Source organism: Sphingobium sp. B8D3B (genome assembly GCF_025961875.1).
Taxonomy (GTDB): domain Bacteria; phylum Pseudomonadota; class Alphaproteobacteria; order Sphingomonadales; family Sphingomonadaceae; genus Sphingobium.
In genome coordinates, this window is record NZ_JAOQON010000001.1 from 2966132 (window position 1) to 2987671 (window position 21540).

The window sequence follows — 21540 nt, forward strand, 5'->3', positions numbered from 1 at the left end:
ACGGTCGAGAAGCGCATTGCATGGTCCGCCGCGCGCGTTATAGGCCGCAACCATGCGTAGCGCGGAGATCAGGCGGAAAACCGGCGAGACCGATATCGAGGTGAGCGTCAATCTCGATGGGTCCGGCACTTATTCCATTTCGACCGGCATCGGGTTTCTCGACCATATGCTCGAGCAGCTCTCGCGCCATTCGCTGATCGATCTGAGCGTGAAGGCGGTCGGCGATCTGCATATCGACCAGCACCACACCACCGAGGATACCGGCATCGCGGTCGGTGAGGCGATCGCCAAGGCGCTCGGCGACAAGCGCGGGATCGCCCGCTATGGCGAGGCGCACGCGCCGATGGACGAGACGCTGACCCGCGTCGCGCTCGACATTTCCGGTCGTCCCTGGCTGGTCTGGAAGGTGGAGATCCCCATGCATCGGCTGGGTGAGTGGGACACCGAGCTGATCGAGCACTGGTTCCAGAGCTTCGCGCAGTCGGCGGGGATCACCCTGCATGTCGAGAACCTTTATGGCAGCAACAATCACCACATCGTGGAGAGCTGCTTCAAGGCGCTGGCCCGCGCGCTGCGACAGGCGGTGGAGATCGATCCGCGCAAGAGCGATGCGATTCCCTCCACCAAGGGCACGCTGGGCGGCTGACAGTCCATGACCATCGCGCTCATCGATTATGGCGCGGGGAACCTCCACTCCGTGCACAATGCGCTCCGGGCCGCCGGGGCGCATGGCGTCGTCATTACCGCCGATGCCGAGGTGGTGCGCCGGGCCGATCGCATCGTGCTGCCGGGCGTGGGCGCTTTCCGCGCCTGCATCGAGCCGTTGCGCGCGCTGCCGGGCATGATCGAGGCGATGCACGAGGCGGTGTTCGAGGTCGGGCGGCCGTTCCTCGGCATTTGCGTGGGCATGCAGTTGCTGGCCGATGCCGGCGAGGAGTTTGGGCGGCATGAGGGGCTGGGCTGGATTCCGGGCACGGTGCGACGCATCGAGCGCGACGATCCGGCGATCAAGATCCCGCATATGGGCTGGAATGATGTGGTCGGCGCGTGCGCCCATCCGCTGGTGGAGCCGGGCGAGGCCTATTTTCTGCACAGCTATCATTTCGAGGCGGCGGAGGCGGCGCATGTCGTTGCCACCACCGACCATGGCGGACCGCTGGTGGCGGCGGTCGGCAAGGACAATATTTTGGGCGTTCAGTTCCATCCGGAAAAGAGCCAGGCCTATGGCCTCGCGACCCTCGCCCGTTTTCTGGAGTGGGCGCCATGAGTGAAATTCCGCCGTTCATCGTTTTTCCCGCCATCGATCTCAAGGGCGGGCAGGTCGTCCGCTTGGCCGAGGGCGATATGGATCGGGCGACCGTCTATGGCGATGATCCCGCCGCGCAGGCGCTCATCTGGGCCGAGCAGGGTTCGGATTTCCTGCATGTGGTAGATCTGGACGGCAGCTTTGCCGGCCATGCCGTCAATGGCGCAGCGATTGCGTCCATCGTCCAGGCCTTCCCCGGCCATGTCCAGCTTGGCGGCGGCATTCGCGATCCGCAGGCGGTGCAGGGCTGGTTCGCGCTCGGCGTGTCGCGTGTCGTCATCGGCACGGCAGCGCTCAAGAACCCGCAGTTCGTCAAGGATATGGCGGCAGACTATCCCGGCGGCATCGTCGTCGCGGTGGACGCGCGTGACGGCATGATCGCGACCGATGGCTGGGCCGAGAAGTCGGACATGCCGGTGGTCGATCTCGCCCGCCGCTTCGAGGACGCGGGTGTCGCCTCACTGCTGTTCACCGATGTGGGCCGCGACGGCCTGCTCAAGGGCGTGAACATCGATGCGACGGTCGAGCTGGCGCGGGCCGTGGACATTCCCGTGATCGCCAGTGGCGGCGTGGCGGATATCTCGGACATTCGGGTGCTCAGCCTCCATGCTGGCGATGGCATCGAGGGCGTGGTGACCGGCCGGGCGCTTTACGATGGTCGGTTGGACCTGCGGGCCGCGATTGCTGTGGCGAATGCCGCGTGAATGTCACGCAGCTACCTCCCGTTCGTGTCGAGCGAAGTCGAGACACGCGAGGACAGTGCTGGCCGTGTCTCGACTTCGCTCGACACGAACGGATGTGAGGATTTAGTCCAGTGACCGTCCGCACCCGCATCATCCCCTGTCTCGATGTTGCCAATGGCCGTGTGGTCAAGGGCGTGAACTTCGTCGATCTGCGCGATGCCGGCGATCCGGTCGAGCAGGCCAAGGTCTATGATGCGGCCGGGGCGGATGAATTGTGCTTCCTTGATATCACCGCCAGCCACGAGGATCGCGGCACGCTGCTCGATATTGTCGCGCGCACGGCGGAAGTCTGCTTCATGCCGCTCACCGTCGGCGGTGGCGTGCGCAGCGCGGAGGATGCGCGGGCGCTCCTGCTCGCCGGCGCGGACAAGGTCGCCGTGAACAGCGCCGCCGTGTCGCGCCCCGAAGTGGTGAGCGAGATTGCGGATCGGTTCGGCAGCCAGTGCATCGTGGCCTCCGTCGATGCGCGGCGGGTCGGTGAGGGCCGCTGGGAAATCTTCACCCATGGCGGCCGTCGCGCCACCGGCATCGACGCGCTGGCTCATGCCGCGCGGCTGGCGGGGCTGGGCGCAGGCGAGCTGCTCGTCACGTCGATGGATGGGGACGGCACCAAGCAGGGCTATGATCTCGCGCTGACCCGCGCCATTGCCGATGCGGTCACCGTGCCGGTCATCGCCAGCGGTGGCGTCGGCACGCTCGATCATCTTGTCGAGGGCGTGACGCAGGGCCATGCCAGCGCGGTGCTCGCGGCCTCCATCTTCCATTTCGGCCAGCACAGCGTGCGTGAGGCGCGGGCAGCATTGGCCGCTGCGGGCATTCCCGTCCGCCATCTCTGAGCGCGGCGTCAGCGGGAAAAGCCATTGACGCCCGGCGACGCAGCGGCAAGGACAAGCGCCATGGACAGCCTCTTCCGCCTCGAACAGACCATCCTCGCCCGGCGCGAGGCCGATCCCGACAGCTCCTATGTTGCCCGCCTGCGCGCCAAGGGGCTGGGCAAGATGGCGCAGAAATTCGGCGAGGAAGCCGTCGAGACGGTGATTGCCGCGCTGAGTGAGGACAAGGCGGCCCTGACCGGCGAAGCGGCCGACCTCTTGTTCCACCTGCTCGTCCTGCTCGCCGAGCGCGGCGTTACCCTTGCCGATGTCTGCGCCGAGCTGGATCGGCGCGAGGGCGTTTCTGGGCTGGACGAAAAGGCATCGCGCACAAAGGAGTGAGCCATGGCGATCAACCCGACCCTTCTCTATGACGAGAGCAATATCTTCGCGAAGATCCTGCGCGGAGACATCCCCTGCAACAAGGTGTTCGAGGACGATCATGTCCTCGCCTTTCATGACATCGCCCCGCAGGCGCCGACGCACATTCTCGTCATTCCCAAGGGTGCCTATGTGAGCTGGGATGATTTCTCGGCCCGCGCGAGCGAGGGCGAGATCGCGGCCTTCGTGCGCGCGGTCGGCGCGATTGCCCGCGAGGCGGGGCTGGTGGAGCCGGGCTATCGCCTGCTCGCCAATGTCGGCGCGCATGGCGGGCAGGAAGTGCCGCATCTGCACGTTCATCTGTTCGGCGGACGCGCGCTGGGGCCGATGCTGGCGCGCTGAGCGCGGTTTGCCTGCCATCGACGCCTTCCCCTGTCGCAAGCCCCTTGCGCGTCGCCGATAAGCCTATAGGCTTGGCGGTCAGTTCAGGGGGAGCGGCTGCGGCCGCGCTGTATAGAGAGACGCGCATGATCTTTGGCCGCATCAAGCCACTCGACGCCATTCTCGCCACTGCCGAAAAGAAATCACTGCACCGATCGCTCGGGGCCTTCCAGCTCACCATGCTGGGTGTGGGCGCCGTGATCGGCACCGGCATTTTCGTGCTGACGGCGGAAGCGGCGCAGAAGGCGGGGCCGGGCATGATGCTCTCCTTCGTCATCGCCGGCTTCGTCTGCGCCGTGGCGGCGCTCTGTTATTCGGAAATGGCCTCGATGGTCCCGGTTTCGGGATCGGCCTATACCTATAGCTATGCGGTGATGGGCGAGCTGATCGCCTGGATGGTCGGCTGGGCCTTGATCCTCGAATATGCCGTGGCGGCGGGGGCCGTCTCGGTCGGCTGGTCCGGCTATGTCGTCGGCCTGCTCGAGCATGCGCTGGGCATCGACATTCCCAACATGCTGGTGCGCGGGCCGTTCGATGGCGGTCTGGTCAATCTGCCCGCCATGGGCATCGCCCTGCTGGTCACCTGGCTGCTCGTCATCGGCACGCGTGAGAGCGCGATGGTCAATGCCGTGCTCGTGGTGATCAAGGTCGCGGCGCTCACTCTGTTCATCGTGCTGGCGCTGCCGGTGATGAACATGGAGCAGTTCTCGCCCTTCGCGCCTTTGGGCTTCGGCGGCATCGGCGCGGCGGCGGCGTCGATCTTCTTTGCTTATGTGGGCTTCGATGCCGTCTCCACGGCGGCGGAGGAAACCAAGAATCCCCAGCGCAACATGCCGATCGGCCTCATTGGCTCGCTCACCATCTGCACGATTTTCTACCTGTTGGTTGCTGCCGGGGTTGTCGGCACGGTGGGCTCGCAGCCATTGATGGGCCCGGCCGGGGAAGCGCTGGCGCCGGGCAGCAAGGCGCTGGCCGATCAGTGCGCGGCCATCGGCGATCAGGCAGTGGTCTGCTCGAAAGAAGCGTTGGCCTGGACGATGCGGGAGATCGGCTGGCCGCAGATCGGCAACCTCATCGGCCTGGCTGCTGGTCTTGCCCTGCCGTCGGTCATCCTCATGATGATGTTCGGCCAGACGCGCATCTTCTTCGTCATGAGCCGGGACGGGCTGCTGCCGGCGGTGTTCTCCAAGGTCCACCCCAAGTTCCACACGCCGCATGTCATCACGATCATCACCGGCGTTTTCGTGGCCCTGTTCGCGGCCTTCTTCCCGGTCGGCATTCTCGCCGACATTTCCAATTCCGGCACGCTGTTTGCCTTTGCCGCCGTCTCCATCGCCGTGCTCGTGCTGAGGCGGACGGACCCGACGCGCAAGCGGCCGTTCCGTACACCGGCCATCGCCATCACCGCGCCGGTCGCGATCCTCGGCTGCATCTACCTCTTCTTCAAACTCGGTATCGAGACGAAGCTGATGTTCGTGGCCTGGGCTGTAGTCGGTCTCGTCGTCTATTTCGCCTATAGCCGCTCGCGCAGCCATGTCGGGCGCGGCACCGTCGAGGTGCATGAGGCCGATCCCGACGCGCCGCCGCAGCCCGTGCCGCCCATCGACTGACGGCACCGGTCAGCCGCGCCGCATCGATTATCTCAGGATTTGTTGCGCAGGCCCAGATCGTGCGCGAGAACATCCAGATTGGCGCCGGGGTGGATGATCAGCCATCGGTCCGGCTTGCTGGTGTCGACCACGGTCACCGCGCGCTTGGGGCAGATGTCGAGGCAGCCGACCTCGAGAATGCCGGCACCGGCCTTGCGACCCTTGCCGAGCTGCAGGTGCTTGCGCAGGGCCTTGCCGAGGGTCTTGTTCCCCTCCGGCCCGAAGCCGCCGCCCTTGATCTTCTTCTCGCATTTGCGACAAACCAGCACCGCGTTGGACCAGCGACTGCGGACCTGACGGGCGCTCATGGCGCGGGCTTCCAGCTCTTGCGCTCCTCGGCCACGCGCAGCACGTCATAGGCGGCCTGGATGGCCTGAAAGCGCGTGGCGGCGTCGGCATCGCCGGGCCGCACATCGGGGTGGCATTCCTTGGCGAGTGCGCGCCAGCTCCGCTTCACCGCCTCGAAATCGGCATCGCTCTCCAGCCCCAGCACATCGAGCGCGCGCATCTCGTCGCGCGAGCGGGTGCCATCGCCGGGGCCGGCCCATTGATTATGGGCGCTGGTCCGATAGCCGGAGGCATCGCGTTGCTCATTGTGCATGCGCTCGTTGCGCTCTTCCTCGTCCAATCCCGCGAAATAATCCCAGCCCTTGTTATATTCAGCGGCATGAGCCTGGCAGAAATACCAGCGGTCCGGGCTGTTGGGGGATTTGGGCGCGGGGCAGTTGCCGGGCTGGTCGCAGCCATGCCGGTCACACAGCCGAACGGCCTGCGCTTCCCGCGTGGAGCCATAGCTGCGCCAGCGGGGAAAGCCCCAGTCATTGTTCCGTCCGCTTCTGGCCATCCGATCTCACTTAGTGTGGGTTCGTAGTGAAATCCACCGTAGCGCGGTGAAAATGCGGGTATCGCAGCGGTCGTGCAATTGCCCTGCAGGCGATCAGCAAAATGCCAGGCGGTCTGTAAGCCGGGTTCTGTCCACCGCCGCCGTATCCCGTAAAGGGACGCGCATGCGGATGGGCGACCATTCCTCTAGGGCCATGCTCTCGCAGGGCCTCAAGCAACCAACCCGGGCGATCTCGGCCGAAACAAGCCTAGCAGGCCCGAAGACCTGCGCGCCGCCCCTATTCGGTCTTGCTCCCGGTGGGGTTTACCGTGCCGTCCGCCGTTGCCGGGGACGCGGTGCGCTCTTACCGCACCCTTTCACTGTTCACGCGGCCGAAGCCCAAGCCCGAAGGCGCACGTGACCTGCTCTCTGTTGCACTGTCCCTAACTCCCGCGAGGAGAGCCGCCGGACGTTATCCGGCACCGTTGTTTCGTGGAGCCCGGACTTTCCTCGCCGGACGCAAACGCCCGCCGCGGCCGCCCGACCGCCTGGCGAACGGGGCTATAGGCGCAGGCGGGCGGAGAGTCATCAGTTCAGTTCACCTTCGCCCACTAAACTCAGGAAAAGAAAACTTTAAATTGGCGCAGACCGCCATCTGCGGAGTCACGTTAGAAAGGGCTAGGTTTTGTCGGCATGAGATGTCACTTCAGGATCTGGTGTTGGGACGAGAGGGGGAAGGGACAAATATGTCTATAGTTGTTGGACTGGCGCTGTTTACCGCTGCTGCCAGCATTGAAACAGCTGAGGCGACTCAGGCACTTGCTACAATTCGGGAGCAGACCGCCCGCCTCGATCTTACGGCAGCGGCCAAAACAATGAACGCCGCAATCAGCGAGCGACTTCCGTCACCTGACTCCAAACAGCCCGATAGCATCCTCGACCGCATGACCATCGAGGCTGCTGCCGCTCAAAAGATTTTGCCGGCCGTCCGGACGATCATAGATCGGACGGTCAAAATCCCCTTGGCAGACGATGGCGCCCGTTATCGATTGATGCAGGCGCGTGCATCCGAAGTGAATGGCGACTTTAAGGGCGCCGAAGCGCTTTTTCGGGCGGTTGCCGACGAGACATCGGGCGACCCAGACGAACGGTGGCAGGCCCGCCTGGGCGTCGCGCGGCAGCTACTCATTACTGATCCGGCCGCTGCAATCACTTATCTGAAGTCTTTTCAGCGGAGTGACTTACCGGCCAAATATCGTTGGGAGGCCGACCTGATTGAAGGCCGATCAGAAGCTATTGTTCACAGTGATGCGGTATCCGCAGACATCCTTCGACGAGCGTGGATTGGAGCCGTTGATGCGGCGCCCACAAGCGCTGCTCCAGCCCGCATTGCCGGGGACTTGGCCTTCTTGGCCGCTCGTTCGGCAAACCGCTCCAGCTACCTCGCGATGCTCGCGGTCGGGCATTCGCAAGTTACTTATGGATCCCCGCAAAATGCTGTTTTGGGCAACCTGCCAGTCTGTGGGGAAGCAGGCCTACGGCCGGAAGATGTGGTGATTGTCGAGCTTCTCCGGCAGCAACCGCAATTCAGAACGGATGTGGGGCTGGTATGGGCTAGCAGAGCAGGGATTGCGCAGCCATTTCTGGCGGCGTTGCTGCAAGCCGAATCCATAGACAGTCCGGCCCGTCAGATCAGCCATCTCGCCCTCCGGTGCAGGAGCTTGCCTGCCGCCTCGTATAAGGCGGGCAGAACTTTGGTAGATGAAATAGTTGCCTGGATGTCCGGCGCAGGCGTCTATTTACCGTGGGGGCAAACCGAGCAAGAGGATCTCCTGGAGAACCTGACGGAGCTTGGTCGAAGAGAGGCGAAATATGGCGCGACTTCGATCATGCTACTTCCCCCTTTGATTAATATTGAGATCGCCAGCGAACCTGCCTTCTTCACCGCGGACAAGAACGCTCAATTGCGCTTGCTGGAACTGTCGCAACGCACCCTGTCCATCCTTGATAACAACGACGCGCCCAAATCCTTCATAATGGCCTATCGACTGAAAATTCTAGGAATGTCAGTGGCTGCGCAAACTCGAACAGTTGAGCAGGCCGAGGTCGAGCTTTCCAGTATAATGGACGCCGCGGCCGCCGATTCCACCCTGCCCCTCGATTTGCTGTACGGGATGGCGGTGTCTCTAGACGATGCCCCCAACCTATCGAGCACTATGAAGCGAGAGCTGCTGACCTCTACGCTCGCGGTGCTGCGGCGGCGCGTCGCGCCGACTGACCCGCGACGGCGAGCAGTCATTCTCCGCCTCGCTGGGCGAGAAAGAGAGCGGGGGGACATGAAAGCCGCGGCCACACTCTACGATGCGTTGAAGATCGCGCCGAATGCCTGCTTGAGACCTGACACTCGGCCGACGTTCGTGTCAGCGAACATTCAGTCGGAGGACTATCCATCCGACCTCACCTTTTCCGGGATCGTCGGCAATACAACGGTCGAATTCGACCTAAGCAGTGCCGGCCAACTTGAAAATCCCCGCATCCTCATGGCCGATCCCCCCTTTGCTTTCGACCATGTGGCAGCGGCACGGGTGCCAACGATCCGTTACGATATGCAAGGCGGCTCATCCTGCCGGTTCCAAGTTCAGGACGTTCGGTGGCAATTGCCCTACTGAGCATCCTGTGTCGCCCCACGCTCGCTGCGGTGCCGCGGTAAGAAAGCAAATATGGAGGGCGACACTGCAGTCGTTCTCGTCGGAATTGCAGATCCCCAAGCCATTTCGTGGTGGGGACCCCCTACTGCAGCGGCCAGGTCCAGATGATGAGCGGGGTACCGATGAGCACCACCAGCAGCGAGAGCGGCGCGCCCAGGCGGGCATAGTCGCCGAAGCGGTAGCCGCCGGGGCCAAGGACCAGCGTGTTGCACTGGTGGCCGATGGGCGTGAGGAAATCGCAGCCCGCGCCGACGGCGGTGGCGATGAGGAAGGCTTCCGGCCGATAGCCCAAGTCATGCGCGAAGACGCCGGCGATGGGGGCCATCACCAGCACCGTGGCGGCATTGTTGAGGAACGGCGTCACGGCCATGGCTGCGACCAGAATGAGCGCGACGGCGCCCCAGGGGGGCAGCGCGGCGGCGACATGAGCGAGATTGGTGGCGATGACATCAGACGCGCCGGTGCTGCGGATGCTGTCGCTGACCGGGATGAGCGCGGCGAGCATGATGAGGATGGGCCACTCGACCGCATCATAGGCTTCCCGCACCGGCAACGCGCCGCTGATGACGGTGAGCGCGGCGGCGGCGAAGAAAGCGATGGCTACCGGCACATAACCGCTCGCCGTGGCCGTCATGGCGACGGCGAGGATCAGCAGCGGCAGCCAGCCGCGATGTGACTTGCCCAGCTTGACGCCCCGCTCCGCCAGCGGCAGCGCGCCCAGATCGCGCAGCCGCGCCGGCAGCAGGCCGAGGGGCCCCTGCAGCACGATGACATCGCCCGCACGCAGGTTGATCTCGCCCAGCTTGCGCCCGAGCATCTGCCCGGCGCGCGAGACGGCGATGAGATTGACGCCATAACGCTGCTGGAGGAGCAGCCGCTCCGCGCTCTGCCCGACCAGCGGGGACTCGGCCGTCACGACTGCCTCGGTGACGCCGATCTCGTCCCCTTCGCTGCCTTCGGGCAAATCGCGCGTCTCGCCGTCCAGCTCCAGCGCGTCGCGGGCGATGACCCGCTCCAGCGCATCCGGCTCGCCGTAGAGAATCAGCACGTCGCCTTCCTGCAGTCGCGCATTGCCCTGCGTCGAGAGCGGACGCCGGCCGCGCAGGCGGCTGGTGATCTGCACCTCATGATCGTGGCGCTTGAGGAAGGCGGCGATGGTCTCGCCATCGGGCGGCGTGTCCTCGCGCACCGTCGCTTCGGTGACATAGCCGGAGATGTCCATGGCATCGCCCATGGTCGCCGCGCCCCGCCGATCGCGCGGGAGCAGTCGGTAGCCGAAACGCAGGAACAGCAGGCCCACGATGAACAGGCCAAACCCGGTCGGGAAATAATCGAACATGCCGAAGGGCTCGCCAGTCATCTCCGTGCGCACGCGGCTGACGATGATGTTCGGCGAGGTGCCGACCAGCGTCATCAGCCCGCCCAGCAGCGAGGCGAAGGCCATGGGCATGAGGAAGACCGAGGGACTGGCGTTGTTGCGCTTGGCCATCTGGAAGGCGGCGGGCATCAGCATGGCAAGCGCGCCGACATTCTTGACCAGCGCCGAGGCCGTGCCGACCGTGGCGGTAAGCAGCAGCAGCTGGGAGCGGACATGGCGCACGCGGCCCGCGACGAATTTGAGCCCCACCTCGATCGCGCCGGAGCGCTGCACGGCGGCCGAAAGCACCAGCGCCGAGCCGACGATGATGACGATATCGTCCGAGAAGCCGGAGAAGGCGTCGGCCGGATCGACAATGCCGATCAGGACCGCGAAGAGCAGAACGATGACAGCCGTGACATCATAGCGGAAGCGCCCCCACAGGAAGAGCACCATCATGCCGGCAAGCGTGGCGATAGAGAGCCATTGCGGCCCGGTCATCGCGTTCTCCCCCCAAGCCCGTCGCGGCGCTGCGCGACCACCCTCGCTGTCATCATCCCCGCCAAACGCCCGAAATGGATTTCAGTGTGCGGGTGCTGAAAAATAATCCGGTCCGTCTTGTCCGATCGCGCTTAGTCGTCGCCGCGAGGCCTTGGCAGCAGCAGCGCGAGCAGGATGGCGCGGCATTCCCCGTCGATCACGCCGTCGATCAATTCCGGCCGGAAACGGCGCTGGAACGCCGTCACCGCGGCTTCCGGCTCGGCGATATCATAGCCGAATCGCTCGAGCGCGAGCATGAAGGCGCCGTCGCTCCAGAGTGGGTCCATGAGATTGCGGGTCGGGCGCGGCAGGGCGAGGCGCAGCCGGGCGAGCTTGCTCCAGGGGAACAACTCGCCGGGGTCCTGCTTGCGTGCGGGCGCCACATCGCTGTGGCCGACGACATTGCCGCGCGTGATGCGGTGGCGCTGCATGATGTCGTGGACGAGCGGGATCAGCGCATCGATCTGCGCCTGCGGGAAGGGCCGATAGCCCCATTCATGGCCGGGATTGACGATCTCGATGCCGATGCTCGCGGAATTGACGTCGGTGATGCCGCGCCACCAGGCTCGTCCGGCGTGCCAGGCGCGCTTGGTCTCGTCGACCATGCGGACCACCTTGCCCTCCTCTGTGACGACATAATGGGCAGAAACCTTGCTATCCGGATTGGCCATCCAGTTGATCGCGCTCTGGGCATCCGGCATTCCCGTATAGTGCAGGACGAGGATGGAAACCGGGAGCGTTCGGTCGTCAAAATTGGGTGACGGCGTCTCGATCATGCAGAACTGGGCCACTTTCCTTGCGCATGCCGGCATGTTGCCGGGCGGTGCGGTCAGCCCTGTCCTAGCTCAATGGCGGGTGCGGAGGAAGCGCCGCCTGCAGGCAGCATCATGCGCGGTTGATCGGGCCGGGCTTCACGGGCCTGATAAAGGCAGCTGAGGCCCCGGCAGGCCAAAAAGCCGGACTCGGCACAGGCCATTTCGCCGGCCCCGAGCGCGAGATAGCCGCCGGGCCGAACCCGGCTGGACAGCGTTTTCCACGCGCGGCGGCGCCTCTCTTCGGAAAAGTAAAAGAGCACGTTGCGGCACAGGATGAGATCGAACGGGCCTGCGCCATGAGCGGGGTCGAGCAGATTGTCCTGCTGGAACACGATCATCTGCTGAAGCTCGCCGGCAATCTGCCATTCGTTATCGACGGGATGGAACCAGCGCAGCAATTCGCTGATCGGCAGGCCGCGTTGCATGTCCATCTGCGAAAAGCGACCGCGCTTTGCCTTGGCGATCGCGAGGGCCGATACGTCCGTGGCGTGGATGCTGACCGTGCAATCGGCCAGCGCGGCCGAGCGGTGGACGATCATGGCCAGCGAATAGGCTTCCTGCCCGGTCGAGCACCCGCCGCACCAGATGCGCAGTCGCCGATCCGCGCGCGTTCGGGCGAGGTCGGGCAGGACGCTGTTTTCGATCGCGTGGAAGACGCTGACATCCCGGAAGAACGAGCTTTCGTGATTGAGCAGGGCGTCGATCACTTCGGCCTGCAGGAGCCCGCGAGGCGCCCGCTCGATCGCGTTCACGAGCTCTTCCAGCGTGCGCAGCCCGTGTGCGCGCAGCAGCGGTCGCAGCGACGTTTCGATGCGCCAGCGCCGGGCTTCCGAGAGCGTCTGCCCGGTCTCCCGGTGGAGCAGTTCGGCGAGGCGACAGGCGGCGTTGGAAACTGGCTGCATGGTCATGCGCCTGCCTGCCATTGCTGCAGGATCAGCTCGGCGATCTGAGCGGGGGGCAGAATGGCACTGGCGAGACCTCCCTTCACGACCGACCCGGGCATGCCCCATACCGCGCTCGACTGGTGGTCCTGCGCGATCACCCAGCCGTCCGCGCCGACGATGGCTTGCGCGCCGGCCAGTCCGTCGCGCCCCATGCCGGAGAGGATGACGCCGCAGGCGCCGCGCCCATAATGGCGTGCCAGGGCGGTGAACATGGGGTCAACCGCCGGGAAGCTCTCATGCAGGCAGCGCTGGGTGCTCAATCGCACCAGTATTTGCCCGTGCGCTCCTTTGCCGAGCGAAAGATGGGCAGTGCCGGGTGCCAGATGGATGGTGCCCGGCTGCACTAGCATGGCCTGTTCCGCCAGAACCACGGGCAGATGCGTGGCGCGGCGGAGCTGTTCTGCCAGCAGCGGCTGGAAGCTGGCAGGCAGATGCTGGGTAATGAAGATGGGAAAGGCCGGATTGTCCTCAAGGCCCTTGATGACCGAGAGGATCGCGCTGATCCCGCCGGTCGAACCGCCGATGGCCACGGCGCGCACGAGCGTGCCGGGCGGCCGCAGGCGGGCGCTTGCCTCATCGAACCGCTCCGGGGTGCGGCTTCGTTCGGCCGCCGGCGCCAGATGGGCCAGGCGATCGAGTAGATGTTCCACGAATTGCGGGCTGAAATGGCCGGCGCTGGGCTTGGCCACGACATCACCGGCACCCAAAGCCAACGCCTGCAAGGCGACCTCGCTGCCCTCGCTGCATGAACCGCTGAGCAGCACCACCTGCCGGCGCTGATCGGGGCCAAGCAGGTGAGGAAGCACCTGCAAGCCGTCCAGCTCGGGCATGTCGATATCGAGAAGCACAAGGTCCACCGACTTTCTGGCCACGAAAGCCAGAGCCTGCTTTCCGCTGGCTACCGTGCCAACGACGCGGAAGCGCGGATCCTCGCCCAGCACCCGACCCAGCACACGGCGGACGACCAGCGAATCATCGACGATCAGCACATCGATGGGCGAACCATCGGTTCCGGAGCTGGCATCGGACAGGAGGGCAGCGCACGCCATTCCCGGCGCTCCCGAGCCCTTAGAGAACCCCGACGATCTGGAGCTTGCTCTCCAGCGTGTCGCGATCGAAGGGCTTCATGACATATTCGTCGGCACCGGCATCGACGGCGGCGCGGATATGGTCCACGCCATTCTCGGTGGTGCAGAAGATCACCTTGGGCGGCTGTGCGAAATTGCGGCGGGAGAGTTCCTTGAGGAACTCCAGGCCGCTCATCACCGGCATGTTCCAGTCGAGCAGCACCACGTCCGGCACCTGCCCTTCACACATGTCGAGCGCTTCACGTCCGTCCTGCGCTTCGTGAACGTCGAGATCGAGGGATTCCAGAATGTGGCGCGCCACCTTTCGGATCACCTTGGAGTCATCGACAATGAGGCAGTTCGGCATGAGTCGCGACCCCTGATACTTGCTTGGCTACGTAACCTACGGGCAGAGCGTGTCATTTTGGTAAATTCGTTAAATATCTCAGGCAGCCAGCGCGCCAGAGGGGGCGTTGGTGAAATCGGCGAGCGTGAGCAGAAGATGGCTGCGGCCATCATAATCGACGAGGCCGGAAACGAATGGCCGCCACGCAGGATCGATGCGGCCGCGCAATGGCTGCACGCCGCCCTGCGCCTGGCAGATATCGGTCACGGCATCGATGAGGAAACCATAGCTGTGCCCGGCAATGTCCGCGACAATCGCCAGCGGTGCGGTCTGTGCATCCGCCGCCGTGCCAAAGATGCGCGATTGCAGATCGATCACGGTGAGCACCCGGCTGCGCAGCGCCGCCAGCCCACACACATGCACAGGCGCCAATGGCACGGGTACGATATCCCCCAAGCGCACCACGGCTTCGATGACACAGGCACGCACGGTAATCGGGGCGCCCGCGATGGAGGCGAACAGGAACAGCGAGTCGGTCATGCGGCCTTCCGTGCGAAGCTGGAGATCGCCGCCATCAGCCCGGCGCGGTCATAGCGGTAGATGGAGGGCGGCGCGTCGGGGTCGGCGGGCAGTTGCGGCTGCTCCCGCAGGGCAAGCACTGGAACGCCCATGGGCGCGGGGGCGTGCCCGCTGCCACATAGTACGACATCGGGCGGTGCGTCGCCTGCGGCGCCCAGAACGACGTCATAGCCGGCCTGAACGAGCAGCGGCGCCAGGATGTTGCGCATCCACGGGTCTTCGACATCGGCGATCATGCAGCGCACGGCCTGCGCGGCAGCGTCAGAGGCCGGGCGGGCCGCGACCTCCTCAAACAGGGTGAACGGATCGACCAGCTCCAGTTGCTGCTCGCCAACCAGCACCAGGCCGGCGATCCGTCCCCGGCCGATCGGCACGTCCAGCCGGGCGGGGATTTCAAGAATGTCGAGCACCTCTTCGATGAGGAAGATGAGCAGATCGCGCCCATCGTGCAGGCGCATGGCCTTTAGCACACCGGTCTCATCCGGGCGGACATTGAGCGCCGGCAGCAGGCGCTCCTCGATCCGCGCGAATGCCCGTCCCTCGGAGCGCCCGATCTGCGTACAGTCCAGTTCCTCGACGCGCTCGACGATGGGCAGCGGCATCAGCCGTTCCACGCCATCCCGGTCGCGATAGAAGAGCACCTGCAAGGTATCGATGGCCTCGGTCGGTTCCTGGCTGTGATGATCCCGCCGCGCCTTGTCGGCATCGACCACGGGCAATTGCGCGATCTGGAAGAGCCCGGTGGCGTCGAGCAGCAGCATTGGCTGGCCGTTGTCGGGGAGCGTCATGCCCGCAAATGCCCCGGCGGATGCGATCACCGGTGAGGCCGGGCGAATGACCAGCTCCTCATTGCTGTCGACGGTTTCGACACCCAGCACATAGTTTTGGCCGGCCGAGGAGCGAATGACCATCAAGGTCCGCGGCCCGTTCGCTTCTGCCTGACGGGCAAGGCCCAGCACGTCCTCAAGCGCCACAACCGGATGACGCTCGCCGCGAATGGTCGCGATGCGTCCGCCGGCGACCTCCTCGATCGAGACCATGTTGCTGTTTTCGTGGATCAGCTCGACGACATTGCCACGCGGCATGGCGAAGGTCTGGCCGCCACACCGGACGATCAGGCCCGGAATGATGGTCAGTGTCAGCGGCACGCGCATGGTGATCACCGTGCCGTCGCCAGGCGTCGTGGTGATGTCGATCACGCCGCCGATCTGTTCGATATTGGCCCGCACGACATCCATGCCGACGCCACGCCCGGAGATGGAAGTGACCTCCCGCGCCGTGCTGAGGCCGGGCAGGAAGATCAGGTTCAGCTTCTCTGCGTCGCTCATCCCGGCTGCCTCGGCAGCGGTGACAAGCCCGGCCGCGACCGCCCGATCGACCAGGGCAGCCCGGTCCATGCCGCGCCCATCGTCGGCCACCTCGATGACGATCTGGTTGCCCGACTGCCGGGCGACGATATTCAACCGGCCGACCTCGGGCTTGTCGGCCGCGATGCGGTCGGCCGGTGGCTCAAGGCCGTGGTCGAGGGCGTTGCGCACGATGTGGGTCAGGGGATCGCCGACCATCTCGATCATTTCGCGGTCCATCTCGACATCGCCGCCATCGAGATCCACGACGACCTTCTTGCCCAGTTCGCGGCTGAGGTCGCGCACCATGCGCGGGATGGCCGCATACAGGCGGTCGACCCGCTGCATGCGCGTCTTGCTGATCATGTCGCGCAGGTCCGCGACATTGGTCGACATCCGCTCGAAGCTGCTCTCCACATCCGGCGCGACGCCATGGTCGCGCATCCGGCGCGCCAGATCGTTGCGCGCGAGCACCATGTCGGAGATGCCGTTCATCAGCTGATCGATGAGCGCCAACGGCAGCCGAATCGTGCGCGGGGCTTTGTCGCGCGGCGGGGCGGTTGGTTGTTGCGGACTGGGCGACGGGGGAACGGGTGCCTCGGCGGAGTCCGTGCGCGGCGCGGGCGGTTCGCGGGGCGGGGCCGGCATCGCCCCGGCGGGCGCGATGGGGTGAAAGAGCTCAAATCCGCCGGACCGCAGGGACAGGGCGTCCAGCAGCCCGTCATCATCGGCTTCATCCGGCACGGGTTCACCGCCCAGACCGCGCGCCAGCGCGCCGATTCGGTCCATGACGGCCAGCACCGCCGTAACGGTGGCGGGATCGGCCAGCCGTTCGCCGCGCCGGATGGCTGCCAGCACGTCCTCGGCGCCATGCGCCAGCCGCTCGAAACGGGGCAGGTTCAGGAAGCCGCAGCTTCCCTTGACGGTGTGGAAAAACCGGAAAAACGCGTCGAGGCGAGACTTGTCGGTCGGGTCCGCTTCCCACGCGACGACTTCGCCGGAGAGGACCTCCAGCGTTTCAAGAGTTTCCGCAATGAACTCCCCGATGATCTCGTCCATGCCGCCGCCTGTGGTTAACGCGGCGACACCTTTGGGGCCAAGTCGTGAAAGCCCGGTTAAGACCTGCCGGCCGGGCTCTCACACCGGCGGGATCAAGCCGGCAGGCGCGCGCCGAACAGCAGGTGGGGCTCGTCGGCGCCCGAGATCATCAGCTCACCGCCGGCTTCGGTCGCCACCGTGCGGATCATCACCGCCGCGGCCGTGCGGGTGGTCAGATCGCCATGCCCTTCCAGCCCGGCGCGTATGGCGGGGTCGAAGGTGATGCGCGTGCCTTCGCCGCGCACCGCGATCTCGGTCGATCCGCCCTGCTGCTCCGCACCGATGGCGATCACGCCGCCGCGCGGCAGGGCTTCGCCGGTCAATAGCACCAGATTGAGCAGCAGCTTGGCGGCCGGCTTGGAAAGGCTGTCCCCGGCGATCATCCAGTCGAGCGAGATCTTGCCGCCGGGTGGAAACATGCCTTCCACGGCAGAACGGATTTCGTGCACGGGAATGGCCTCGCCATATCCGCCCCCGGCACCGAAGGCCAAGCGGAAGAATTTGAGTTTGCCCGCCGTCGTCCGGGCGCTGTCCGCCAGCAGCGTGAGGCATTGCTCGCGCATCCGCGGGTCGGTCTCATCGGCAAGCAGCTCGATGCCGTTGTTCAGCGCGCCGACGGGGCTGAGCAGATCATGGCACAGGCGAGAGCAGAGCAGGCTGGCGAAATCGATGGAGTCGGACGCGGTGGATTTGACCAAGACGGGGATATCCTCTCTTCAGGCGATGGCCGTGCCCTCATGGCGCTGCGGGCGCGCGGGTGCAAGCCGCCCATGCGGCGAACCGACCAGTTCGACGGGATCGAAAACGCCATGGATGCGGCCTGACGCAACAACTTGCCAGGCCAGAAGGTCGCCGCGCGCGTCGACGAGCAGCCAGATCTCGCCCGCCGCCCCCGCCATGGCCGCATCGATCGCCGAGGGGACGGCCTCGCCATGAGGATGGGAATGATAATGGCCGACAATAGCCGGTCCGCCCTGGCGCGCCTCGCGATGTGCGGCGATGAGCATGGCCGGATCGACCTCGAAGCGGTGCTCGGGCTGCTCCGCCACATTGGCGGCGGCGCGAAGTTCGGTGATGGCGATGGTAGTCGTCCCGCCGTCCGCGCCGGCCAAGCGCTGGCCCATCAGTAGGCCGCAGCATTCCAGCGGGGCGGCGGCCTTCGCCTGCGCGAGGATCGCATCGCGCAGCGGTCTTGATATGTGCACGGCCATCCCCAGATATTAGGCCGTGGAAACGGGGGTTACCAGCATTACGGCGCTGATCACGCAGGCCGAGCACGGCATGAGACTGGACCGCGCGCTTGCGAGCGTGCTGCCAGCCCTGTCGCGCGAGCGCGTGAAGGCGCTGATCCTGGCAGGGCAAGTGACCGGGCCGGACGGCCGCCCGGCGGCTGATCCAGCCTATAAGGTGAAGGCCGACATGGCCTTTGCCGTAGAGATTCCGGAGGCGGCGCCCGCCGAGGCGCAGCCGCAGGCGATCGATCTGGTGATCGCCCATGAGGATGCGCATCTGATCGTGGTGGACAAGCCGGCGGGCATGGTCGTGCATCCCGCCGCCGGCAACCCGGATGGCACGCTGGTCAATGCCTTGCTCCACCATTGCGCCGGGCAGCTTTCCGGCATTGGCGGGGTCGCGCGGCCCGGCATCGTCCACCGCATCGACAAGGATACCTCCGGGCTCCTGGTCGTCGCCAAGACGGATCAGGCGCATGAGGGGCTGGCCCGCCAGTTCAAGGACCACAGCATCGACCGGCGTTATCTCGCCATCGTGCAGGGGCGGCCTGCGCCGCCTTCCGGCACGGTCAACCAGTGGATCGGCCGCTCGGACGCGGATCGCAAGAAGATGGCCGTGCAGCGCGAGGGGCGCGGCAAGCACGCCATCACCCATTATCGCACGCTCGAGCGACTTGATCGGGCGGCGCTGATCGAATGCCGGCTGGAGACGGGACGGACCCATCAGGTGCGCGTGCACATGGCCCATCTCGGTCACCCGCTGCTAGGCGATCCGGTCTATGCCCGCGGCGGCATCCACAAGGCGCTGCTCGCCGAACTTGGCTTTCGTCGTCAGGCGCTTCATGCGGCCCGGCTAGGGTTCATCCACCCGGTCACAAGCCAGCCTCTCAGCTTTGAAAGCCCGATTACGGATGACATGCAGCAACTGTTCAGCCATCTTTGCGTATAAGGATGAGCGCGATGCCCCTTCTTGTTTGCGCGCTCCAGAAGGATGAAGTTTCGTGAGTAACGGCAGTAATCTCCCTGCAACGATCCCTGCGCTTGGCGGCGATGCGAGCCTGAACCGCTATCTGTCGGAGATTCGCAAGTTCCCGCTCCTCAAGCCCGAGGAGGAGTATATGCTCGCCAAGCGCTATCAGGAGCATGGCGATCCGGAGGCTGCGGCGCGGCTGGTGACGAGCCATCTGCGACTCGTGGCGAAGATCGCCATGGGCTATCGCGGCTATGGCCTGCCTGTCTCCGAGCTGATCTCCGAGGGCAATATCGGCCTGATGCAGGGCGTGAAGAAATTCGAGCCGGACCGGGGCTTTCGTCTCGCCACCTATGCGATGTGGTGGATTCGCGCGTCGATCCAGGAATTCATCCTGCGCTCGTGGAGCCTCGTGAAGATCGGCACCACGGCGGCGCAGAAGAAGCTGTTCTTCAACCTGCGGCGCATGAAGAACCAGATCGAAGCCTTCGAGGATGGCGATCTGCGCCCCGAGGATGTGACCAAGATCGCGACCGATCTCGGTGTCTCGGAAGATGACGTCATTTCCATGAACCGCCGCATGGCCATGGGCGGCGACACCTCGCTCAACGTTTCCATGAACGATGACGGCGAAGGGCAGTGGCAGGACTGGCTGGCGGACGAAGGGCCGTTGCAGGACGAGCGGATTGCCGACGCGCAGGAAAGCGACGTGCGGCACGACATGCTGCTCGATGCGATGGATGACCTCAATGACCGCGAACGGCATATCCTGCAGGAGCGGCGCCTCGCGGAGGAGCCCAAGACGCTCGAGGAACTCAGCCAAGTCTATGGCGTCAGCCGCGAGCGCGTGCGCCAGATCGAGGTTCGGGCGTTCGAGAAGCTGCAGCGCGCGATGCTTCGGATCGCCGGTGAAAAGCGCCTGATGACGGTAGCCGGCTGACGAGTCTGCGGATTGCGCTCGTCGCCTAGGCGAAGGGGCAGTCGTAACGGATAGGGGACGCGATGCAGCGCAAGCGTGCCTCTGGCTCGTGGATGGGATTGGCAGGCCGTAGCCCGCGGGCGCGGGTCTGGCGTGTTCTGGCGATCCTCTTTGTCTTGTTCGTCCTGCCTGTACTCATTGGTGCGGTGCTGTTTACCAGCAGCGCGCCCCTTGCCGACGCCCGCCCCACGCCAACGCCTCTGCAGGTCGGTGCCGGTCGGGCCGCAATCGAGCAGTTGCAGGCCAGCAGGCAGCGGCCCGGCGGTGTCAGCTTGCTTACGCTCACGCCCACCCATCTCGACGGCTTGAGTGCGCTCGCAACTCATGGCTTTCGCCCTGACCGGCTCAACCTCGACCTCCACGATGAGCAGCTTCATGTCGCCGCGAGCCATGCCCTTCCGCTCGGGCGCTGGTTGAATGTCGGTCTGGTTGTGAGCGGCCCGAGTAACGGATTTCCCGAAGTAGAGGCACGCATCGGCGCGGTCTCGTTGCCGGCATATCCGACTCGGCTGCTGCTGGAGGGGTTGCGTCAGCTGCTGCGCCTGCGCGGCGCCGTGATTCCGCCGCTCGACACGGTCGTCCAGCGCTTTTCCATTCGCAACGGCGCGGTGATGGCGGCGGTGCAGTTGCCGCCCAAGACCGGCCTGCTCGATCAGTTTACTGGCGGTGACGCGGTCGACGGCGCGAAGGTGCTGGATCGCTATTGCGCGCTGGTGGCGCTGCAGGCGCGCGATCCGCAAAGCGACTTCGCCATACAGGTCCGCCGTGCGTTCCCGCCGAGCCAAACCGCTACGTCGGAAACGAATCGCGCGGGCTTTGTGGCGCTGGCGATGCTGGTGGTCGATCCGCGCGCCGGGCAACTGGCCGGGCTGGAGCTGAGCGCCACGCGCCGCTGTCCGCCGCCTGCGACAGCAATCACGCTCCATGGCCGGGACGACCTCCCCAAGCATTGGGCGCTGTCCGCCGCGCTGGCTGCGCAGACCGGTGTGCAGTTCTCATCGGCAATGGGCGAGTGGAAGGAACTGGCGGACAGCCTGTCTGCCGCGTCGGCGTTCCAGACCGGCACCGCCTCTGGCTTCTCCTTCGTCGATCTGGCGGCGGACCGCTCCGGATTCCAGGTCGCGCAGGCCGCTGGCGATCCGCGCCGGGCGCAGGACGTCGCGCAACGCCTGGCGACCGCGACGCAGGAACGCCTGCTGCCGCCTGCCCTGCTTCAGAACGACGAGGGGCTGAGCGATGCCGCCTTCGCCGCGCGCTACGGCAGCGTCCAAGACCCGCGCTACACAAGGCTCGTTGCCGAGGTCGACCGGACACTGGCTCGGGATGGATTGCTGGCGCCATCCGACTGAGAAGGCCGACCGGCGCAGCCTCGCAGCGAAGGTCCATTTGCCTGTTGCGCAAAAG

The 21540-nt window shown here is 65.4% G+C and carries 22 protein-coding genes and 1 other RNA gene; 11 read left to right on the forward strand and 12 right to left on the reverse strand.

The annotated features are described in order from the left end of the window. Positions 1-52 precede the first annotated feature (52 nt). The 7 genes from hisB to M2343_RS13945 all read left to right on the forward strand — a co-directional run bounded on the left by hisB (position 53) and on the right by M2343_RS13945 (position 5293). Positions 53-646, forward strand: a complete 594-nt coding sequence (gene hisB, locus M2343_RS13915; RefSeq protein WP_264577112.1) for an imidazoleglycerol-phosphate dehydratase HisB — start codon at positions 53-55, stop codon at positions 644-646. A 6-nt stretch (positions 647-652) separates the two neighbouring features. Then, entirely contained in the window at positions 653-1267 is a 615-nt protein-coding gene (gene hisH, locus M2343_RS13920) for an imidazole glycerol phosphate synthase subunit HisH (protein ID WP_264577113.1), read from the forward strand. Further along, positions 1264-2010, forward strand: coding sequence for a 1-(5-phosphoribosyl)-5-[(5-phosphoribosylamino)methylideneamino]imidazole-4-carboxamide isomerase (gene hisA, locus M2343_RS13925; protein ID WP_264577114.1), 747 nt, complete (start codon positions 1264-1266; stop codon positions 2008-2010). The genes hisH and hisA overlap by 4 nt, the downstream gene beginning before the upstream one ends. Positions 2011-2120: 110 nt before the next feature. Beyond that, on the forward strand, positions 2121-2885 hold the full coding sequence (gene hisF / locus M2343_RS13930) for an imidazole glycerol phosphate synthase subunit HisF (RefSeq protein WP_264577115.1): 765 nt from the start codon (positions 2121-2123) through the stop codon (positions 2883-2885). Between the two features lie 60 nt (positions 2886-2945). Continuing rightward, positions 2946-3263 carry a phosphoribosyl-ATP diphosphatase gene (locus tag M2343_RS13935; RefSeq protein WP_264577116.1) on the forward strand — a complete coding sequence of 106 codons (318 nt, stop codon included), beginning with the start codon at positions 2946-2948 and terminating at the stop codon, positions 3261-3263. Positions 3264-3266: 3 nt separating this feature from the next. Then, entirely contained in the window at positions 3267-3644 is a 378-nt protein-coding gene (locus M2343_RS13940; RefSeq protein WP_264577117.1) for a histidine triad nucleotide-binding protein, read from the forward strand. A 125-nt stretch (positions 3645-3769) separates the two neighbouring features. Then, on the forward strand, positions 3770-5293 hold the full coding sequence (locus tag M2343_RS13945; protein ID WP_264577118.1) for an amino acid permease: 1524 nt from the start codon (positions 3770-3772) through the stop codon (positions 5291-5293). A 32-nt stretch (positions 5294-5325) separates the two neighbouring features. Here the strand turns inward: M2343_RS13945 and M2343_RS13950 are convergent, their stop codons facing one another. From M2343_RS13950 to rnpB, 3 genes are all read right to left on the reverse strand, one after another. Then, positions 5326-5640 carry a (2Fe-2S) ferredoxin domain-containing protein gene (locus M2343_RS13950; protein WP_181561185.1) on the reverse strand — a complete coding sequence of 105 codons (315 nt, stop codon included), beginning with the start codon at positions 5638-5640 and terminating at the stop codon, positions 5326-5328. Next, entirely contained in the window at positions 5637-6176 is a 540-nt protein-coding gene (locus M2343_RS13955; RefSeq protein ID WP_264577119.1) for a J domain-containing protein, read from the reverse strand. Before M2343_RS13955 ends, M2343_RS13950 begins: the two co-directional genes overlap by 4 nt. A 100-nt stretch (positions 6177-6276) precedes the next feature. Further along, positions 6277-6707, reverse strand: an RNA gene (rnpB, locus tag M2343_RS13960) — RNase P RNA component class A. 194 nt (positions 6708-6901) lie between these two features. Here rnpB and M2343_RS13965 point away from each other — a divergent pair. Next, positions 6902-8824 carry a hypothetical protein gene (locus M2343_RS13965; protein WP_264577120.1) on the forward strand — a complete coding sequence of 641 codons (1923 nt, stop codon included), beginning with the start codon at positions 6902-6904 and terminating at the stop codon, positions 8822-8824. A 121-nt stretch (positions 8825-8945) separates the two neighbouring features. Here the strand turns inward: M2343_RS13965 and M2343_RS13970 are convergent, their stop codons facing one another. From M2343_RS13970 to M2343_RS14010, 9 genes are all read right to left on the reverse strand, one after another. Continuing rightward, positions 8946-10721, reverse strand: a complete 1776-nt coding sequence (locus M2343_RS13970) for an SLC13 family permease (RefSeq protein ID WP_264577121.1) — start codon at positions 10719-10721, stop codon at positions 8946-8948. 131 nt (positions 10722-10852) lie between these two features. Next, a complete protein-coding gene (locus M2343_RS13975) occupies positions 10853-11536 on the reverse strand; it encodes an N-acetylmuramoyl-L-alanine amidase (RefSeq protein ID WP_264572348.1) in 684 nt (227 codons plus the stop codon). 53 nt (positions 11537-11589) lie between these two features. Further along, complete coding sequence (locus tag M2343_RS13980; RefSeq protein WP_264577122.1) at positions 11590-12483, reverse strand: CheR family methyltransferase; 894 nt, start codon at positions 12481-12483, stop codon at positions 11590-11592. Next, positions 12480-13568, reverse strand: coding sequence for a chemotaxis protein CheB (locus tag M2343_RS13985; RefSeq protein WP_264577123.1), 1089 nt, complete (start codon positions 13566-13568; stop codon positions 12480-12482). Before M2343_RS13985 ends, M2343_RS13980 begins: the two co-directional genes overlap by 4 nt. 19 nt (positions 13569-13587) lie before the next feature. Beyond that, the gene (locus M2343_RS13990; protein WP_264577124.1) at positions 13588-13953 is read right to left on the reverse strand and encodes a response regulator; all 366 of its coding nucleotides are present in this window, start codon (positions 13951-13953) and stop codon (positions 13588-13590) included. 78 nt (positions 13954-14031) lie between these two features. Continuing rightward, on the reverse strand, positions 14032-14472 hold the full coding sequence (locus tag M2343_RS13995; RefSeq protein ID WP_264577125.1) for a chemotaxis protein CheW: 441 nt from the start codon (positions 14470-14472) through the stop codon (positions 14032-14034). Then, a complete protein-coding gene (locus M2343_RS14000; protein ID WP_264577126.1) occupies positions 14469-16916 on the reverse strand; it encodes a chemotaxis protein CheA in 2448 nt (815 codons plus the stop codon). The genes M2343_RS13995 and M2343_RS14000 overlap by 4 nt, the downstream gene beginning before the upstream one ends. Positions 16917-17008: 92 nt before the next feature. Next, entirely contained in the window at positions 17009-17662 is a 654-nt protein-coding gene (locus M2343_RS14005; protein ID WP_181561590.1) for a histidine phosphotransferase family protein, read from the reverse strand. Between the two features lie 9 nt (positions 17663-17671). Next, complete coding sequence (locus tag M2343_RS14010; protein WP_264577127.1) at positions 17672-18166, reverse strand: M67 family metallopeptidase; 495 nt, start codon at positions 18164-18166, stop codon at positions 17672-17674. 70 nt (positions 18167-18236) lie between these two features. Here M2343_RS14010 and M2343_RS14015 point away from each other — a divergent pair, with 70 nt between their 5' ends. The 3 genes from M2343_RS14015 (at position 18237) to M2343_RS14025 (ending at position 21485) form a co-directional block, all read left to right on the forward strand. Then, the gene (locus tag M2343_RS14015) at positions 18237-19136 is read left to right on the forward strand and encodes an RluA family pseudouridine synthase (protein ID WP_413716054.1); all 900 of its coding nucleotides are present in this window, start codon (positions 18237-18239) and stop codon (positions 19134-19136) included. Positions 19137-19188: 52 nt separating this feature from the next. Then, on the forward strand, positions 19189-20097 hold the full coding sequence (rpoH, locus tag M2343_RS14020; protein WP_181561196.1) for an RNA polymerase sigma factor RpoH: 909 nt from the start codon (positions 19189-19191) through the stop codon (positions 20095-20097). 62 nt (positions 20098-20159) lie between these two features. Further along, the gene (locus M2343_RS14025) at positions 20160-21485 is read left to right on the forward strand and encodes a hypothetical protein (RefSeq protein WP_264577129.1); all 1326 of its coding nucleotides are present in this window, start codon (positions 20160-20162) and stop codon (positions 21483-21485) included. Positions 21486-21540 lie beyond the last annotated feature (55 nt).

Coding starts and splice junctions, on each gene's coding strand:
- hisB (WP_264577112.1), top strand. CDS start 53: ATGCGTAGCGCGGAGATCAGGCGGAAAACCGGCGAGACCGATATCGAG.
- hisH (WP_264577113.1), top strand. CDS start 653: ATGACCATCGCGCTCATCGATTATGGCGCGGGGAACCTCCACTCCGTG.
- hisA (WP_264577114.1), top strand. CDS start 1,264: ATGAGTGAAATTCCGCCGTTCATCGTTTTTCCCGCCATCGATCTCAAG.
- M2343_RS13935 (WP_264577116.1), top strand. CDS start 2,946: ATGGACAGCCTCTTCCGCCTCGAACAGACCATCCTCGCCCGGCGCGAG.
- M2343_RS13940 (WP_264577117.1), top strand. CDS start 3,267: ATGGCGATCAACCCGACCCTTCTCTATGACGAGAGCAATATCTTCGCG.
- M2343_RS13945 (WP_264577118.1), top strand. CDS start 3,770: ATGATCTTTGGCCGCATCAAGCCACTCGACGCCATTCTCGCCACTGCC.
- M2343_RS13950 (WP_181561185.1), bottom strand. CDS start 5,640: ATGAGCGCCCGTCAGGTCCGCAGTCGCTGGTCCAACGCGGTGCTGGTT.
- M2343_RS13955 (WP_264577119.1), bottom strand. CDS start 6,176: ATGGCCAGAAGCGGACGGAACAATGACTGGGGCTTTCCCCGCTGGCGC.
- M2343_RS13965 (WP_264577120.1), top strand. CDS start 6,902: ATGTCTATAGTTGTTGGACTGGCGCTGTTTACCGCTGCTGCCAGCATT.
- M2343_RS13970 (WP_264577121.1), bottom strand. CDS start 10,721: ATGACCGGGCCGCAATGGCTCTCTATCGCCACGCTTGCCGGCATGATG.
- M2343_RS13975 (WP_264572348.1), bottom strand. CDS start 11,536: ATGATCGAGACGCCGTCACCCAATTTTGACGACCGAACGCTCCCGGTT.
- M2343_RS13980 (WP_264577122.1), bottom strand. CDS start 12,483: ATGACCATGCAGCCAGTTTCCAACGCCGCCTGTCGCCTCGCCGAACTG.
- M2343_RS13985 (WP_264577123.1), bottom strand. CDS start 13,568: ATGGCGTGCGCTGCCCTCCTGTCCGATGCCAGCTCCGGAACCGATGGT.
- M2343_RS13990 (WP_264577124.1), bottom strand. CDS start 13,953: ATGCCGAACTGCCTCATTGTCGATGACTCCAAGGTGATCCGAAAGGTG.
- M2343_RS13995 (WP_264577125.1), bottom strand. CDS start 14,472: ATGACCGACTCGCTGTTCCTGTTCGCCTCCATCGCGGGCGCCCCGATT.
- M2343_RS14000 (WP_264577126.1), bottom strand. CDS start 16,916: ATGGACGAGATCATCGGGGAGTTCATTGCGGAAACTCTTGAAACGCTG.
- M2343_RS14010 (WP_264577127.1), bottom strand. CDS start 18,166: ATGGCCGTGCACATATCAAGACCGCTGCGCGATGCGATCCTCGCGCAG.
- M2343_RS14015 (WP_413716054.1), top strand. CDS start 18,237: ATGAGACTGGACCGCGCGCTTGCGAGCGTGCTGCCAGCCCTGTCGCGC.
- M2343_RS14025 (WP_264577129.1), top strand. CDS start 20,160: ATGCAGCGCAAGCGTGCCTCTGGCTCGTGGATGGGATTGGCAGGCCGT.